General features: G+C 37.1%; 13 protein-coding genes. 7 read left to right on the top strand and 6 right to left on the bottom strand.

Annotated features, from left to right (window positions below; all coding sequences use genetic code 11):
- Window positions 1–268 precede the first annotated feature (268 nt).
- The 4 genes from ubiG (at window position 269) to yfaE (ending at window position 5218) form a co-directional block, all read left to right on the top strand.
- Window positions 269–979 (top strand): bifunctional 2-polyprenyl-6-hydroxyphenol methylase/3-demethylubiquinol 3-O-methyltransferase UbiG, encoded by a 711-nt coding sequence (ubiG, locus tag GLP24_RS18970; RefSeq protein ID WP_232600025.1) that lies wholly within the window; start codon window positions 269–271, stop codon window positions 977–979.
- Between the two features lie 498 nt (window positions 980–1477).
- Window positions 1478–3745 carry a class 1a ribonucleoside-diphosphate reductase subunit alpha gene (gene nrdA, locus GLP24_RS18965; RefSeq protein ID WP_232616406.1) on the top strand — a complete coding sequence of 756 codons (2268 nt, stop codon included), beginning with the start codon at window positions 1478–1480 and terminating at the stop codon, window positions 3743–3745.
- A gap of 46 nt (window positions 3746–3791) precedes the next feature.
- A complete protein-coding gene (gene nrdB / locus GLP24_RS18960; RefSeq protein ID WP_101767069.1) occupies window positions 3792–4925 on the top strand; it encodes a class Ia ribonucleoside-diphosphate reductase subunit beta in 1134 nt (377 codons plus the stop codon).
- The gene (gene yfaE, locus GLP24_RS18955) at window positions 4922–5218 is read left to right on the top strand and encodes a class I ribonucleotide reductase maintenance protein YfaE (RefSeq protein WP_232578400.1); all 297 of its coding nucleotides are present in this window, start codon (window positions 4922–4924) and stop codon (window positions 5216–5218) included. The genes nrdB and yfaE overlap by 4 nt, the downstream gene beginning before the upstream one ends.
- Window positions 5219–5290: 72 nt before the next feature.
- On the opposite strand, the gene adiA is transcribed toward yfaE, so the two are convergent.
- The 4 genes from adiA to GLP24_RS18935 all read right to left on the bottom strand — a co-directional run bounded on the left by adiA (window position 5291) and on the right by GLP24_RS18935 (window position 11532).
- Entirely contained in the window at window positions 5291–7582 is a 2292-nt protein-coding gene (gene adiA, locus GLP24_RS18950; protein ID WP_221942629.1) for an arginine decarboxylase, read from the bottom strand.
- 55 nt (window positions 7583–7637) lie between these two features.
- Window positions 7638–8960, bottom strand: coding sequence for a putrescine-ornithine antiporter (gene potE / locus GLP24_RS18945; RefSeq protein WP_101767072.1), 1323 nt, complete (start codon window positions 8958–8960; stop codon window positions 7638–7640).
- 302 nt (window positions 8961–9262) lie between these two features.
- Window positions 9263–10105 (bottom strand): META domain-containing protein, encoded by an 843-nt coding sequence (locus tag GLP24_RS18940; protein ID WP_232578399.1) that lies wholly within the window; start codon window positions 10103–10105, stop codon window positions 9263–9265.
- Window positions 10106–10314: 209 nt separating this feature from the next.
- Window positions 10315–11532, bottom strand: coding sequence for a CinA family nicotinamide mononucleotide deamidase-related protein (locus tag GLP24_RS18935; protein WP_232603539.1), 1218 nt, complete (start codon window positions 11530–11532; stop codon window positions 10315–10317).
- Window positions 11533–11954: 422 nt separating this feature from the next.
- Here GLP24_RS18935 and tyrP point away from each other — a divergent pair, with 422 nt between their 5' ends.
- Both tyrP and GLP24_RS18925 read left to right on the top strand, forming a co-directional pair.
- Window positions 11955–13169, top strand: a complete 1215-nt coding sequence (gene tyrP / locus GLP24_RS18930) for a tyrosine transporter TyrP (protein WP_232616405.1) — start codon at window positions 11955–11957, stop codon at window positions 13167–13169.
- A 192-nt stretch (window positions 13170–13361) separates the two neighbouring features.
- Window positions 13362–15332 (top strand): putative bifunctional diguanylate cyclase/phosphodiesterase, encoded by a 1971-nt coding sequence (locus GLP24_RS18925; RefSeq protein ID WP_232600028.1) that lies wholly within the window; start codon window positions 13362–13364, stop codon window positions 15330–15332.
- A gap of 44 nt (window positions 15333–15376) precedes the next feature.
- Here GLP24_RS18925 and GLP24_RS18920 read toward each other — a convergent pair whose 3' ends face one another.
- Entirely contained in the window at window positions 15377–16582 is a 1206-nt protein-coding gene (locus GLP24_RS18920) for a methyltransferase (protein ID WP_232603538.1), read from the bottom strand.
- 120 nt (window positions 16583–16702) lie between these two features.
- Window positions 16703–17677 carry an HTH-type transcriptional regulator CysB gene (gene cysB / locus GLP24_RS18915; protein ID WP_101767078.1) on the bottom strand — a complete coding sequence of 325 codons (975 nt, stop codon included), beginning with the start codon at window positions 17675–17677 and terminating at the stop codon, window positions 16703–16705.
- Window positions 17678–18181: 504 nt separating this feature from the next.
- Here cysB and GLP24_RS18910 point away from each other — a divergent pair.
- A complete protein-coding gene (locus GLP24_RS18910) occupies window positions 18182–18943 on the top strand; it encodes a DNA repair protein (RefSeq protein WP_101767079.1) in 762 nt (253 codons plus the stop codon).
- Window positions 18944–19014 lie beyond the last annotated feature (71 nt).

Genomic DNA, 19014 nt, shown 5'->3' with positions numbered 1-19014 from the left:
ATCGGTAAATATATTTAAATGCTCATACTGGCGATTACTACCTTGTTCAGAGGTGTATTCACGCCAGAATTGATTCCTGCCACAATAAGCAGTTTCAATGAGTGACACTTAAATATCGCCAAATAGTACAATTGTACTTAGCGTACATATCCCCAATTTATTATAGATATCAAAATTTTCTCTTAAAACTTGTCACAGTTATCCTTTGCAACTACCACTTTATTTCGCATAATAGCAAATATCAATTAAGGAAAATGGCACCACTAAAATGACCAAATCGCGTAATGTTGACCTTGCAGAAATCGAAAAATTTGAACAAATAGCTTCTCGTTGGTGGGATTTTGAAGGTGAATTTAAACCCCTTCACCAAATTAATCCGTTACGTTTAAATTACATTATTGACAATGCCAATGGCTTATTTGGTAAAAAAATCCTTGATGTCGGTTGTGGTGGTGGCATTTTAGCTGAGAGCATGGCGATTGAAGGCGCAAAGGTTACTGGCCTTGATATGGGTAAAGAGCCCTTAATGGTAGCTAAATTACATGCATTAGAAACGGGAACAAAACTGGACTATGTACAATGTACAGCAGAAGAACATGCTGAACATCATCATGAAGCTTACGATGTCGTGACCTGTATGGAAATGCTTGAACATGTCCCAGATCCCGCATCCGTTATTGCGGCATGTGCAAAAATGGTTAAACCTGGTGGACATGTTTTCTTCTCAACATTAAATCGTAATATTAAATCGTATCTATTTGCGATTGTTGGTGCTGAACATGTTATGAAATTAGTGCCCAAAGGTACCCATGATCATCAAAAATTTATTCGCCCATCGGAGTTAATCGCAATGGTCGATCAAACACCATTACAAGATCGTCATATTATTGGACTTCATTATAACCCTCTCACTAATACCTACAGTCTTGGTAAGAAAGTTGATGTCAATTATATCGTTCATACAATTAAGCCGTTATAGTTAACCTTATCAATATTAAAGGAGATCACTTTTTCTCCTTTAGCTACATTCCGCTAACAAATACCACGATTATTATAATTTTAAGGATCAAAAAAGCCCAGTAAGATCAAGAACTATTAATGCTTTATTTAGCTAAAAATCCACCATTTTTCTGATTCAAATTCGAGCCCAAAAAGCAATAAAAATAAATTTTATTTATCTAAAAAAATAACTGAAAAAGCATTGATTTTTACTATCTATTTGATGCTATTCGCCACATCAGTAAGTTGGTACTAACTTTTTATTGAAATCCCCATGTTATCCACAGCTGGTCAAAAAATACCATCTTGCAAAACCACGCATTCACCACTATCTTGTAAGCACTTTCGCTCAACACCCCAACATGTAGTGTTTTTGCCGAATAACTATATTTATAATAAAGTTCACATTCTTTGCTAATCTAATAGATAAATTACAAAAAAATATCATCTGCAAGGAAAACTGGGAAAATAATAACAAATGACTCAACAACTAACAGTTACCAAGCGCAATGGTCGTAAAGAACTTATCGATCTCGACAAAATTCACCGTGTTATAGACTGGGCTGCAGAAGGCCTAGAAAATGTATCGGTATCTCAAGTAGAACTAAAGTCACACATCCAGTTTTATGATGGTATCCGTACTGATGATATTCACGAAACTATCATTAAAGCGGCTGCTGATCTGATCTCAGAAGAAACACCTGACTACCAATACCTTGCTGCTCGATTGGCAATTTTCCATCTTCGTAAAAAAGCCTATGGTCAATTTGAGCCACCAACACTTTTTAACCATGTTAAAAATTTAGTTGAAAAAGGTAAGTACGATAGTCATCTATTAGACGATTACACCGAAGAAGAATTTGCGGTGATGGATACCTTTATCGATCACTGGCGCGACATGAATTTCTCTTATGCTGCGGTTAAGCAACTAGAAGGTAAATACCTCGTTCAAAACCGTGTATCAGGTGAGATTTTTGAAAGCGCACAGTTTCTTTATTTATTAATTGCAGCAGCACTGTTTAATAAATACCCGAAAGAAACCCGTCTTGATTACATTAAGCGTTTTTATGATGCTTCATCAACATTCAAAATTTCATTACCAACGCCAATCATGGCTGGTGTACGTACACCTACACGTCAATTTAGTTCATGTGTACTGATCGAATGTGATGACAGCCTTGATTCAATTAATGCAACTGCAAGCTCAATTGTGCGCTATGTGTCACAACGTGCTGGCATCGGTATTAACGCGGGTCGAATTCGTGCTTTAGGTTCTGAAATCCGTGGCGGTGAAGCATTCCACACCGGTTGTATTCCTTTCTACAAATACTTCCAAACAGCCGTTAAATGCTGTTCTCAAGGTGGTGTTCGTGGTGGTGCTGCAACATTGTTCTACCCTATTTGGCACCGTGAAGTTGAATCACTATTAGTGCTAAAGAACAACCGTGGTGTTGAAGAAAACCGCGTTCGTCATATGGACTACGGTGTACAGATTAATAAATTAATGTATACCCGTTTAATCAAAGGCCAGAACATTTCTTTGTTCTCTCCTTCTGACGTTCCTGGTTTATACGATGCATTTTTTGCTGATCAAGTTGAATTTGAACGCTTATATAACTTGTATGAACAAGACGACAGCATTAAAAAACAATCTATTAAAGCGATTGAACTATTCTCATTGTTGATGCAAGAACGTGCGTCTACAGGTCGAATCTATATTCAAAACGTTGACCACTGTAATACACACAGTCCGTTTGATCCGGCTGTTGCACCTATTCGTCAATCAAACTTATGCCTTGAAATTGCGCTACCAACCAAGCCATTAAAGAATGTTGAAGATGAAGACGGTGAAATCGCATTATGTACATTATCTGCATTTAACTTAGGTGCGATAGATAGCTTAGATGATTTAGAAGAGCTTGCTGAACTGACAGTTCGAGCACTAGATGCATTATTAGATTACCAAGATTACCCATTACCTGCCGCTCGTCGTTCAACCATGAACCGCCGTACATTGGGTGTGGGCGTGATTAACTTTGCTTACTACTTAGCAAAACACGGTGTTCGTTATTCAGATGGTAGTGCAAATAACCTAACCCATGAAGCTTTTGAAGCGATTCAATACTACTTATTGAAAGCATCAATGAACCTAGCTAAAGAATACGGCGCTTGTCCGTTATTTAACGAGACCACGTATTCACAAGGTATTTTGCCTATCGATACTTACAAAAAAGAAATCGATAATATTTGCAATGCAGAATTACATTATGATTGGGAAACATTACGCAAAGAGATCAAGACACATGGTCTGCGTAACTCAACCCTTTCAGCATTGATGCCATCAGAAACATCATCGCAAATTTCAAATGCGACCAATGGTATTGAACCACCACGTGGATACGTTTCCGTTAAAGCATCAAAAGATGGTATCCTCAAGCAAGTTGTTCCTGAGTTCGCTAAATACAAAGATAACTATGAGTTACTTTGGAACATTGGCAGTAACGATGGCTACCTACAACTTGTTGGCATTATGCAGAAGTTTATTGATCAGTCTATCTCGGCAAATACTAACTATGACCCGAGTCGACAACCGGGTGGCAGAATCCCAATGAAACTGCTACTAAAAGATCTGCTTAATGCTTATAAATTAGGCATTAAAACACTTTACTACCATAACACTCGAGATGGTGCATCAGATAGTCAAAGCGACCTGAGTGATGATGATTGTACAAGTTGTAAAATTTAAGTATTAAAAAGGGAGCCATATGGCTCCCTTTAGATTTGAGGATATCATGGCCTACAGTACTTTTTGTCAAACAAGTAACGATCAACTTAAAGAACCTATGTTCTTTGGTCAATCTGTGAATGTTGCTCGTTATGACCAGCAAAAATTTGAAATTTTCGAAAAACTTATCGAAAAACAGTTATCTTTTTTCTGGCGTCCAGAAGAAGTTGATGTTTCTGGTGATCGCATTGATTACAATAATTTACCAGATCATGAAAAACATATTTTCATCAGTAATTTAAAATACCAAACTCTACTTGATTCAATTCAAGGCCGTAGCCCTAACGTTGCACTATTGCCTATCGTTTCGCTACCAGAATTAGAAACATGGATTGAAACATGGTCGTTTTCAGAAACGATCCATTCACGTTCTTATACTCATATCATTCGTAATATCGTCAATAACCCATCGATTATTTTTGATGATATTGTGCGTAATGAACATATTATTAAGCGTGCTGGTGATATTTCTAAATACTATGATGATTTAATCGTAGCAACCAATGATTACCACCGTTACGGTGAAGGTCAACATTCAGCTAATGGTATTGCTTTCACCGTCGATTTACATGAAATCAAAAAGAAACTTTACCTGTGCTTAATGTCTGTTAACGCATTGGAAGCAATTCGTTTCTATGTCAGTTTTGCTTGTTCATTTGCTTTCGCTGAGCGTGAAGTAATGGAAGGTAATGCAAAAATCATTAAGCTAATTGCACGTGATGAAGCATTACACTTAACAGGTACTCAACATATGTTGAACTTGTTACGTAATGGTCATGATGATCCACAAATGGCGATTATTGCAGCTGAATGTGAAGAAGAATGTTTCAACATCTTTAAAGCTGCAGCAGAGCAAGAAAAAGAATGGGCAGAATACCTATTCAAAGATGGCTCTATGATTGGCTTAAACAAAGAAATTTTATGCCAATACGTCGAATATATTACTAATTTGCGCATGGCCGCTGTTGGTCTACGTTCTGCTTATGACGGTGCCAATCAAAATCCAATTCCATGGATCAACTCTTGGTTATCATCAGATAACGTTCAAGTTGCGCCTCAGGAAGCTGAAATCAGCTCATACCTTGTTGGTCAAATTGACAATGACATTAGCGCTGATGATCTTGGTGATTTTGAATTGTGAGTCAATTAACCATTACGGTTAATGGTATTAAGGTTTGTGGCAATCGCCATGAACCTTTATTAACCCAGTTAGAAAAAGCTGGTATTAAACCTGAATATCAATGTCGCAATGGCATGTGTGGTGCTTGTCGTTGCAAACTAGTTTCAGGCACAGTGACTCAACCAGATACGTTAGCCTTTGTTGGCCCAAATGAAATATTAAGTTGTTGTTCTCTTCCACAACAGAATATTGAAATTAGTTTTGATTACCAATTAAATACTCAACAACCAACTAAAACTAAAATAGCCCTTTAACGTTATCTGATTATTTTGATCAAGATAAACAATAAAGAGCTATTTTTTATTGGCTGTCAGTGGTGTAGCTAACTACTTCACACACATTACATGATAAACACCATCTTCAACTTCAGTCCCTTCCGTTTCATGTTCAAAGCCTGGGAATTCTTTATCCCAAATTTCTAAACTGTGCAAATAACCGATTTGAGGGCTATTGGCATCACCAAAGTTCTCACCAGACATTAACATCGGAATACCCGGTGGATAAGGAATAACGGCATTTGCAGCAATACGCCCTTGGAGTTTATTGGATGGCACCATTTCAACATTATCATCCACTATCGCTTCAAATGCTGCTCGTGGTGTAATATCAGCCTTAGGTAAGGTCGAATAAGCCGCATTTAACATTTCAGATGGCGTATGCGTTTTCAAATAAGTAAACATCTTATCACCCAAGTCTTTAAGCCCTAAATCACCATATACTTTTGGGTGACTCGCGGCGAGATCAGGTAACACTGATTTCAATGGGGTATTATTATCATAATGGGTTTTGAAGCTCAGTAACGTATTCACTAACGTTGCCCACTTACCTTTGGTTATCCCCATTGAGAATAAGAACATCACTTGAAAATCAGTGGTACGGGTTGGCACAATACCAAAACGGGTTAAATATTGGGTCACTAACGCGGCAGGTACACCTGTATCAAGTAATTTACCGTCATCTCCCATTCCTGGTGCTAAAATACTGACCTTAATGGGATCAAGCATGCACCAATCTTTTGGAATATCGTCGAAACCATGCCATTTATCGCCTGGTTTCATGATCCAAAAATCTTGGTTAGTAGCCAATAATTCTGCAGGCGCATCTTCAAAACCATATTCAACCCCGGTTTCAGGATCAACAATAGATTCCGCATTCCATGGTTTAAAGAACCAATCACCATCAGCAACAAATTCTCGATGTAATCGTCCCATTGCTTGACGATAATCAACCGCTTCTTTAATGACTTCATTAGTTAATGATTCACCACGATTACCGTCCATTTGTGAGACAGCAATATCATTAGAAACACTGATCGCATACAGTGGTGATGTGGTTGCATGCATCATGTATGACTGGTTAAAACGCTCAAAACTAATATGATCTTTACCATTACGGACATGGATCCACGAGGCTTGAGACAGTGCATTCAATAATTTATGGGTTGAATGGGTTGCAAACACCGTCGGGCCATCATCAGGGGTATCTTGTGGCTCGCCACGCATTGCAAAGTGATCGGTATAAATAGGATTAAAACGTGCGTAGCCATACCATGCTTCATCAAAGTGAATACGGTTACTACTCTCGCTTAAAATATCTTGAGCACGTTTTGCGTTATAGCATAAGCCATCATAAGTACAGTTTGTCACCACCGCATATGTTGCCATTCCACCCGCAAGATGTTTTGTTAACTCACTACTTTGTGCCGATTTTTTTAGACCTTCAGGCGACATTTGATCAGGATAAATCGGTCCAATAATGCCGTAACGATTACGGGTTGGCACCATATAAACAGGTAATGCCCCAGTTAACATTAACCCCTGCTCTATCGACTTATGACAATTTCTATCACAAATTGCTAAGGTGTTTTCTCTCATACAAATTTGCATGATGGTACGGTTTGCACCAGATGTACCTGTTACCAATGAATAAGATTTATCAGCACCAAAGACTTTAGCTGCATAATCTTCACTTTCACCAAATGCTCCAGTGTGATCGAGTAATGAACCCAGCGAACCACGCTCAATACCCATATCTGAGCGGAAAAGCCCTTCCCCATAATAATTATAGAACCGCTGACCTTCAGGTGTTTTTAGAAAACCGACCCCGCCTTGATGACCCGGTGCCGCCCATGAATATTCATGAATACTGTCGTACTTCATCATTGCATTGGCGAGCGGCGGTAATAACTGATCACGATAACGTTTCATGGCAGCAATTGCCCTACCCGCCATAAAATCAGAGGTATCTTCTAGAATCCATGCAAACTCACTCACTAATGACATCAAATGACGATCAACTGTTAAGGTCATTTTCTTACGTTCTGCAAGTAAGAAAACTGGAACACCTTGCTGACGTTGATTTAATTTTTCAATCAGTGAAAAGAACATATCATTCTCTTCTTGTTGCTGTCCCGTCATGCTTGAGGTCAACATAAAGCAATCAACGGCCATATTAACATTAAGCATTGAATAACAATCATCGTAGGTAGATGCTTTGGCGACAATAATTGATTCATCTTCAAATTGTTCAACTAAACGGTCAATGGCATTTGCAACCACCCCCGTAGCCTGAGAATTATCAAAAATTAATACTCTCATATGCTTACCATAATTCAACATATACAATCCTTTACTTTAAGATTAATAATTAAGATTTCGTTTAATACAATAAAACTCACGATGACACTTTATTATTTACCGCTTCACGACTAGCAATAAACCCATAAAAGAAATAACCCAGTAATGTAATGATAGCGCCATAGAATACGGCTACCTCACCAGTAGAATATGCACCGTATATACTATATAGAACGGCAACTGAACCAATAATAATACCGTTGTTATATTCTTTTTGATTAACATCTGCATTCTTCATAATAATACCGAGTGCCGTTAATGCTAATACATAAGGCACCATATTTATAAATACGGCTAAGTTCACTAATACATTGAATTGTTTTAATAAGGTTGGGGAAATAGTCATAATGGCAAGGATTAACTCAAAGGCTAACATAATCATCATACCTTTAAATGGTGCATCATATTTATTCACATCGCCAAAAATTTTGGGAAATAAACGCATATCCGCAGCCACTTTAGAAACCTGCGCATTAGTAAATTGCCACCCAAGCAATGATCCTAAACAAGCCATGATTGCCATTGCGGTAATAATTTCACCGACTAATGGGCTAAACATTTGTGCAAAAACAAGCCCAAAAGGAGAATCTGATTTCGCTAATACTTCATTGGGAATAATGCCTTGAATAACGGTTGTGGAAGCAATATAGGTTGCCGCAGAAAATACAGTCGCCAACATACATGCTAATGGCACATTACGTTTTGGATTTTCAACCGTACCCGAGTTAGCACCTGCTGATTCAATACCTAAAAAGGCCCATAATGTGAGTGCCATACCCGAATAAATTGCACTGCCAGCCGAGATATCATGCGGATTCCAAGCTTCTTCAAACACTTTAGCATCAAACCAAAACCAGCCAATAATGGATAAACCCAACACTGGGATAATAATACCCCATACCGTTATTGTAGATATTTGTCCGGTTATTTTCGCGCCCTTAACATTGGCAAACATAGTAATAATTAAAATAGAAATAACACCAACAAAAGTATGTATTGGCGTTTCTTTTAACCACGGAATAAAATATTCCAAGTAGCCGACACATGACACTGCGATGGCTACAGCACTAATAACAAGACACACATAGTAAGTATAAGAGGCAATAAAAAAACTGGATTTACCATGTGCTTTTTCTGCATAAGCGGACATACCGCCATCATCAGTACAATACATGCCACATTTAGCAAATGCATAAGCAATCGCTAATGCACCAATGGCAGTAACAACCCATGCAAGTAACGCTATCCCCCCTGTTGCGGCTAAGCTTGAGGGTAATAATATTATCCCCGATCCCATCATATTAACGGTCACAATGGTCGTTAATCCCATTAGTCCCATTTTGTTATTATTTGAACTCATAACGTGAACTACCTTATAGCTTATTTAATTACATTTAAAACACTATTATTTATATGGAATTACCCATCGCTGTGTTATATCGAAATAAGTATAATTTAAAATATGAAGGTAGGTTTATTTGTTAATGATATATTCTAATATTTTGACTAATATATAATTAAATAAGTTTTTTTTGCGTATTTCTATTTTTTGAACTAAGTGACTTTGTCATTTATTTAATAATCAACAATTAATATCCACAAAAAAAAAGCGTATAAAAGAAATTTTCTTCTATACGCTATAATATATTTTTTATTACAACATTATTTTATTTTAAATATAGCAATAACATTATCGTTATTATTTTTAATACTTAATGTATTATTATTAATGCTATAGCTAGCAAATTTAGGCAATGCCGCTAAGAATGCTTGCTCTAATTCCATTCCTTCCATACACATTTTACGTGTCGATGCTGCTTGGCCTATCGTTAATGTTGTTGCTGTTTGAGATTCTAATGCACCGTGGAAATTATTACAGCCAGAAAAGCCATTAACACTATTCGTTGTTACATCAAACTGAATAAATGCATTATTGCCACCAGCGCCAGGTTTCACCGCTTGGCCTGATAATGTCACTAATTGCCATTGTGGCCCAGCAAGTGTGGGTTGATTAGCTTGTGGCGCTACATTTTGAGGTGGCGCAACACGATCTAATTTAACCTCTAATGGCTGTTTTGCATCAGTTGCAAACGGATCCATCGCTGACGTTGAAGTCATGATCAATTTATCATTTACTTTCACCGTTGCTCTTACATTGTAACGGTGGTTAGTTTTTATTTTATTCGCATCATAATTTAATGTAACAGGATAAGGTGGCGCACCAGCAATATCCATTGATTCAGTACTTAATGTTACTGATAGCGCGTCAGCAAGAGAGACATCTTCAAGAGCAACATTTAATACCGCACCGGGTGGCAACATACGGCGATCTAAATAGATAACATTTACTTCTAATGGTTTCATATCCGCTTTCTCTGCTTTAACAACAACAGTCGCTTGCTGAGGAGCCTTAACAGTCGCTTCATTATCATTACATGCTTGTAGCATTAAAGCTGATAACATTACTGAGGTTGCTATTACTACTTTTTTTAATTTAAAAGCCATTATTTTTCCTTAAATTTACGGATATTTATTTGAAGAAATTACTCTGCTTATGTTTGAGTTACTCACCATGATTATAACGATAATTGTAATAACACATGTTACGGTTAGTAACTGTCTTTCGTTAAAGCCTATCATTTATCATTACAATAATACAGCATTCAAAATAACAAAAAAATGACAGTAATACCTCATATTATTACTATAAAACCTTATAAATGCTCACTTGCAACGCGATCAAGTGATTCATAACAGCCAAACACATCTTTACCTTGTAAATGTCGGCGTAACATATCAAAAAGTACCGTAGAGATAATCCAACGTCGATTATAATTATTATATTGACGCTTAAACATTAGCTGCTGACACCAGCAACCATCAGGGGTTGAAAGACCTAACATAAAACCACCTTCAGTTAATGATGGACCAGTCGTTAGTGTATATGTTGCGGGAGCATGTAGATGTAATCGCTGTGCTCGTAACGCAATTAAGGTCGATAATTCTTCGACACAAGCCTGCTCATCGATACTATCAGCCATAACTTCACTCACAACTAATCGAGCACTTAATGATGATACATCTTGTAACCAATTAACGGCAAAGCCACCAGAGCTTTGTTCTGATAATACTAACGTTGCATCATCAGTTAATAAATTAGCGATGGTATTTAGTAAATCACAGCCCTCACCGACAATATTATCACTAAGCAATTCAATCATATTTCCCAATAATATCGGTACCTGACAATCATCTTGTGGTGCAAATAATTTTATTTCGATAAAAGGTAACGATGAGCGATAACCTAAACTACATGTTTCTGGTAATGTTAATGATTGAAACAGATCACTAATACCCGATTCAGACAGACCATAAGTGTAAAGACGATGACAGACTTTGCTATTTGTTACATTAAACATGGTCTTCAAGCGCGGTAAGATTTGATCATTCACCATAACTTTAAATTCACTTGGTACACCAGGCGTAAAAAATAACCACGCACGATTTAACTGCATCATAAAACCACAAGCAGTACCAACAGGGTTATCAATTAATTCAGCACCTTCGGGTAACATCGCTTGTTTAAGATTAGCCGCAGGCATCACTCTTCCCACTTGCTTATACTTGGCCGTCATTTCATCGACCCAGGCATTTGATTGCTCAAGACCAACATTAGCCGCCATTGCCGCAGAAGCAGCAGTAAGATCATCAGATGTTGGCCCTAAACCGCCATTAACAATCACAATATCCGCACTTAAACTGCACATTTCAATTTCTTTAGCTAATGCTTCATAGTTATCACCCACAGTCACACGGCGCGTCATCGCAAAACCTTGTTCAAACAACTGAGCTGATAACCATGCCGCATTAGTATCGGTAATATCCCCATATAGTACTTCTTCACCTGTACTGATCATTACGACACTAAGCATGGTTGTTATTCCCTATAAAATATTGCTGATTTTTTATAGTTTATGCTGAACCCTACGCCATGGACAGAATATTATGCATCACCATTATTATTGATTTTTTGTTAAATCGCCAGAATGGGTGTATACAATTATTTACACAATAAAGATAAGTTGACAGTTATAAACTCTATCGTTAATGTAACGAACAACAGCAAAATATTATTAATTTGCAATTACACCTAGCTTAGAGAGAATAAACGTGCAAACTACCCATCCTAAGACTGCCTATCGATAGCCACAGTGGCTCAATCTAGGTGTAAACATTTTAAAACACTTCATCTCGATTATGCCATTGTGGCCTGCTTTATATATAGGGAGCGACCACAGGTGTATTTATACCCCCTCCCACGTTAAGTTCTTATCCTTCAGGGAGTGACATAATCATGTCTTTAAATAAAACATTCGGCAGTATGCTGATCATTGCAGGCACTACAATTGGTGCTGGTATGCTAGCCCTTCCTCTTGCCTCCGCAGGATTAGGATTCACTACCGCAACAATTATCATGGTTGGTATTTGGGCGTTAATGACCTACACCGCATTATTAATGTTAGAAATCCATCAACATGCAGATCCTTCCGCAACACTCAATACATTGGCACTCGAATTATTAGGTCGTAAAGGTCAAACTATCGCAACATTAGCCATGTTCTTTTTATTTTATGCATTATGTGCAGCTTACATCGCAGGCGGTGGTAGCCAGTTAAGTGAAAGAATATCAACGTGGACAGGAACAACTATTGCCCCTCAAGTTGGAGCGGTGGTGTTTACGCTTATTATTGCCAGTGTGGTATCAATAGGCACCCACAGTGTTGATATCGTTAACCGTATCCTTTTCACCGCAAAAGTAATTGCACTTGCGCTAATGCTTGGACTGCTGCTACCTCATATTCAAAGGCAACATCTCGTTAACATGCCTATTGAAAAAGGCTTAATTCTGTCTGCATTACCGGTTATTTTTACTTCTTTTGGCTTTCACGGTAGCATTCCTTCCATTGTTCGTTACATTGGAATCGATATCAAAGTACTGAAAAAAATAATGATCTTTGGCTCTGCGCTACCATTAGTCGTATATATTTTATGGCAATTAGCAAGCCAAGGAATAATGAGTCAACCACAATTAATGGCGAACAGTACACTTGGAGCATTTATTGGCAGTTTAAGTCAATTACTGCATAACCCGATGGTAGGTCAATCTGTCTCTATCTTTGCAGATTTAGCACTTGCGACCTCCTTCCTTGGTGTCAGCTTAGGACTGTTTGATTTTCTGGCGGATACACTTAATCGTGGCAATCACTTAACTGGACGAGGACAAACGGCGCTAATCACCTTTTTACCACCACTCGCATTTGCTATTTTTTATCCTCAAGGATTTATTATAGCATTAGGCTACGCCGCTATTTCATTGGTTATTCTGGCAATATTCCTACCCGTTGCCATGGTTAGCGCACAGCGTAAAGTACAACAAACAACAAACAATCCATCAGGGTATATTGTAAAAGGTGGTTCACTGTCTTTAGCTATTGTAACCATCATCGGTATTATTATTATCACAGCCCAGTTATTACAAATGGTTGGAATAATACCCGCGGTAGGTTAATCATTATCCGCAGCACATAAATGACAAGAATATTAATATCCTTGTCATTTATCTAAACGGCACAATAAACCATAAAAATCATATTAAAAAATGAACCAATATCACGCGATCACCATAAATATATACTTTACTAGCATTATTTCAGTTATCATTTTGCGAATTAGCACATAAATACAAAGAAAGAAGTTGGAGATGGATCCATTCTCACTGTTATATTATCTCCAAAATCCAATCTGGGTCTTTGATATCGATAATAAAAAAATCCTATGGGCAAATGATAAATCACTGCGTTTATGGGAAGCAACATCAATTGAAGAACTCTTAAATCGTGATTTTAGCCAAGATATGTCAGCGGCTGTTGCTGCAACATTCTTAGAATACCAACAAGCATTCAAAGCAAATAAAGTCATTAAAACTTGGTGGAATTTTCACCCTAGAAAAATCGCCAAAAATACACTCTGCTTATTTTCAGGGATCCCTATTGAGAATGATCGTATGGCCATGCTGGTTGAAGTCATTGCTGATGAGTCTTCATTACGCCATGATCTTGCATTCTCCGATTGCTCAAATTTATCATTACTTTTTTCGAGTAACGGTAACTTTATCAGTGCTAATAATGCTTTTTTAAATAATTATGGCGACAATTTAATCGATCTCTCTGAGTTTATTGGCGATACAAATATTTCTCAGCAATGGTTAGAAGAGACAAAAAAAGATAATAATTTCAAATGCAATCGCTTATGTTGGACAGGACAAGGTCATCATTGGTTTGATATTGAAGCAAAATGGCTCAATAATAACTCACAACTATTATTGCAATTAATCAATGTCACCAAAGATAAAGAAAAAATCAACAAAGAAAAATATAATGCTGAGCATGATTTTCTTACCGGTTTAATGAATCGGCGTGGTGTTTCTGCAGCATTAAAAGCCAGTCATCATCATCTATCTCATTATAGTTTATTATTTCTTGATCTTGATGGTTTCAAGCTAGTTAATGATTCTTATGGTCATGCCGTTGGTGATAAATTATTACGCGCAGTCGCAATACGATTATTAAATATTGTCAAAGACAAAGGTCTTGTTGCCCGTTTTGGCGGTGATGAATTTATTATTCAAATAGAGAAGCGTAATTATACCACTATCCCTGATTTTACAGATCAAATAATAAAAACCTTAAATCGTCCTTTTCATATTAAAGATATTGGTGAACTCTCTATCAGTTGCAGTATTGGTACTGCAAATTATCCTGATGATGCCAATAATTTTGATACGCTGGTAACACAAGCAGATATGGCAATGCACCGCGCTAAACAACGTGGCCGAAATTGTTATTATCCATTTTTACAAGAAATGGCCGATGCGTTATATCGTAAAATGACCTTACGTCATCATTTATCACAAGCGTTAGAGAATCATGATTTTGAGCTGTATTATCAACCTATTGTTAATTTAAAAAACCAACAATTAAAAGGTTTTGAAGCATTGATCCGCTGGCATGATGATTCACTAGGTCAAGTTTCACCCGCTGAGTTTATTCCATTAGCAGAAGAGACGGGGCAAATTGTTCCGCTAGGATTATGGATTTTACACAATGCTTGTCAACAACTGGCCTATTGGACCCAACATTATAATCAATCTTTTATTATCAGCATCAATTTATCACGAGCACAATTACAACCAAGCCTTGCGCAAACTATTGAGCAAATTATTAGCCAATATAATGTTAATCCAGCACAACTCGCATTAGAAATCACAGAATCAGCCATGCTACAAGATTACTGTGAAACCAAACCTTGTCTTGATGCATTAGCGGCAATGGGAATTGAATTATATTTAGATGATTTTGGTACGGGTTATTCCTCACTATCACAACTTCATGAGCTACCTATTAGCACGGTTAAACTTGACCAAAGTTTTGTTCAAGGCAAACACACAAGTAATAAAGTTATTATTGAAGCGACCAAAGCTATCTGTGAAAAGCTAAATTTAAAAGTTGTCGCTGAAGGTGTAGAAACACAAGTCCAACTTGATTATATCAATCAATGTGGTTTTGATTATTGCCAAGGATATTTCTTTAGTAAACCGATGCCAGTACATGAACTTGAAAAAAAATATTTCCACACAACCTTAATAAATACTCCAACATCACTACCCTTCTAAATAATAATTATTTCCCTATCATTAATTTGATAGGGAATATTTAATTATAAATGCATCCGATCACGCCGTTCAGCATGAATCAATAAATTACGGGGCGTTATAGGTTTATCACAAAAAGAGCCAATCATGACGTCATATCCTTGCTCTTCAAGAAAACAAGCACGATCCAAGGCGAGCCAAATTTCAAGTGGTCGTCTAAATAATTGCCGAACAAGTTCCATTCTTTCTATAATTCTAAATCGCTTTTCACCCTGACGTTGCCACTCATCAAAATCAATGTTCTCAGGTAACTGCACACCTCTTCTTGCGGCAGCCCACTGACAAAACGCTTTAAAACCTTGCGTCAATAATGCTTTTTGTACATTAGGGACAGAAAGGTAAATATCCGTTTGGCTTAATTCACGTTGTAATAAATCAAATCCTAAACGAAAGCTTACTTCCACAAATCGTAACTGTTTTACTCGATTACCCGCAGTAACCGTTTCTTGTAATGGGAGCCGTAAATCATGTTTAGATAAAACCAATGTGCTTGTTTTAGCAACTGCCGACATTGGCTGATAATGTGACTGGCGGATTAAATGATAACAACAAGGTGAAATACTGACTGCGGCCCCTTTTTTAGCAACCACTCGCTCTAATAATGACACATGCAAATCACCACAGGCATGTAACGCAACCGCATGTTGATTAGTAACAATAGCCTCATCACTATCTGCGCTAAATGCATCGGCATGAACAAAATTAATGTTTAATTGTAATTGTTTTGCGGCTTGCTCACCGTCAATACATAATTGCTGTTGCCATTCAAGGCTCGTGACTGGCTGTTGATGTGATATCGCCAATACACGCCCAAGATACCCTTTACCCGCACACCATTCTAGCCATGGTAAACCTAATGCTGGTAACACCTCATTAAAAGCGATAATTTGTTGCCATTTTCGTCCGGGAATACCGCTATCAAAACCTTGGGGTATGAATGTTTTCGTACGCGCTAATGGCTGTATTTCAGTTGCAAGTTGAGTTAGCACCTCGGCGTCTTCAATCCATGGCATTAATGCTGCCGTTAATGCATGAATATCATCCCCTAACAACTGTAACTGATTGTCATCTAATGCCATTAACCACTGACAAAACGGCAAATTTTGATGCCAAACAAACCCACGTTCAGCAAACGGCATAAACTGCCAAAAATGACGATTCTTTACCAATAATGCATCAAGACGATGAAAAAGCTCAACGTAGTTAGACATAAACAACCATTAACCCACCAAAATTGGAGGCTAGTGTATACCAAGCTAACGACTTACACATTAATCAAATAAAAAAACCGCCATCACTAGCGGTTATGAATCAAGTAACAACAGATTATATTATCTAATCGGTAAATCCATTGAAGCAAACATATTATTTATTTCTGCTGCATTTTTTAATGCTATAGCTTGATCAACAACATTACGCGTAAGATGAGGCGCAAAACGCTCTATAAAATCATACATATAAGTACGTAAAAAAGTGCCTTTCTTAAAGCCTATCATCGTCATACTTGACTCAAAAATATGGCGAGCATCAATGGCGACTAAATCATGATCAGCATCAGGATCCATCGCCATACTTGCGATAACCCCAACACCAAGACCTAAACGTACATAGGTTTTAATAACATCGGCGTCTGTTGCAGTAAAAACGATTTTTGGCGTTAAGCCTGAACGATTAAAGGCACTGTCAAGTTCTGAACGCCCTGTAAAACCAAATACATAAGTCACTAATGAGTAAGCAGCTAAATCATGAATAGTAATCACTTTTTTAGTCGCAAGAGGATGATCTTTACGTACAACAATAGAACGATTCCAATAATAACAAGGCAACATAATCATATCTTGATATAAATGTAATGCTTCTGTTGCTATTGCAAAATCAGAATTACCTTTACCAACAGCATCTGCAATTTGCGTTGGTGTGCCTTGGTGCATATGTAATGACACTTTAGGGAATCGACGTGTAAATCCTTGAATCACCTGCGGCAGTGCATAACGAGCTTGGGTATGCGTTGTTGCAATATTCAACGTACCCATTTCAGGGTGAGTGTGCTCGCCGGCAACCGCTTTAATACTCTCAACTCGTGATAAAATATCACGTGAAATGCGTACAATTTCTTCGCCAGCAGACGTCACTTTAGTTAAATGCTTACCGCTACGTTCAAAAATTTGAATACCTAATTCATCTTCTAATAAACGCACTTGCTTGCTAATACCCGGCTGAGAAGTATATAAACTCTCTGCCGTTGAAGAAACATTAAGGTTATGATTTACGACCTCAACGATATAACGTAATTGTTGTAATTTCATGGTCTCGCCCAATCAATAATCCGTTACCTTTCACACCTATCCATAAACTCATTTACTGATTTTTATTTCAAAGCATGATCGTGCAACCATGTAATAAATATTTTATATATTGAATTAGCCTTGTTTCATAGTATTAATTTACTTTTAATTATAGAAATACACTTCCACAATCAAACAGGCATAAGGCAATGCACAAACATACGCTAACATATGAGCGTTTAATTATATTAAATAATATGTTAAAAATAGGAGAGAAATAATAATATTATTATCTAAAAATATTCCGTAAAAATCGTTTTATCTTCTATAAATTACGCTATATTTACTCTATAACTCTGTATATTGAAGTAAACTTAGAATAAAAACAAAGCATTTAATTTAAAAAGCCATATCTTTCTCTGTAGCATTAATTAGTTAGCATTTTTTACTAACAAACTACCACCAAACAACGAGATAGTGTATCTTCATTGATACTATATCAACTTTAGAAGATAGACACATTTTATGAGTATTCCTCTTATCATTGGCTTAATCAGCCTGCTACTCATTTTAATTGTTGGTTACAATATAATCATTCAATACCGTCAGCGACTAGAAAGTGCTAAACAACAAGAATTAGCTAAGCAAGTATCAATCATTGACGCCACAGAAGAACTTATAAGTAACGCTAGTCATTTACCCTATAGTAAAGAACTCTTAGTGTGTCTTAATCGACGAATTCTTTATGCTCTAGAAACGATTGCTGAAGTTGACACTAAAGACCGTTCACTAAAACAACGTATCCATCACGTAAGCGAACAATTAACACACCTCGAAACACATTTTGACCAATCTAATATTGTCTCTTTTCAAGTCCCAAATTCTGATCGTCAAGCCATTGGTATGCTCCAACTGGTTAAACGATTAAAAAATGTAATTAAAAGCGAGCATGGTAAAGGTCGAATTGCGACTCAAGCCTACGTTATTGAAAATACACGCTTAGAAAACATGCAATTAAGAATTAATATTGAAAATGTTGTGAAACGAGCTAACGATGCCCGCTTAAAACGTCAATTTGGAACAGCCAAACAATTACTAAAAAAAGGCATTGATGTTCTATCTTCTCGTAATGATGATTATGCGACTAAAGCCCAGCAGAAACTTCAATATATGCTGAGTGAAATTGATAATAATATTAGTGTCAGTAGTGAACAAGAACGACAACAATTACTCGATAAAGATAATGATGAATTAGATGTATTATTCCAACCAAAACGGAAATGGTGATTTAATTCCCTTTGTCTTAAAATAACACAACGATAAAGGTCGCAATAGCGGCCTTTTTTACGTCATCAATA

This window comes from Photobacterium carnosum, assembly GCF_021236965.1.
In the GTDB taxonomy this organism is placed as follows: domain Bacteria; phylum Pseudomonadota; class Gammaproteobacteria; order Enterobacterales; family Vibrionaceae; genus Photobacterium; species Photobacterium carnosum.
This window is presented reverse-complemented; position numbering and strand designations above follow the sequence as displayed.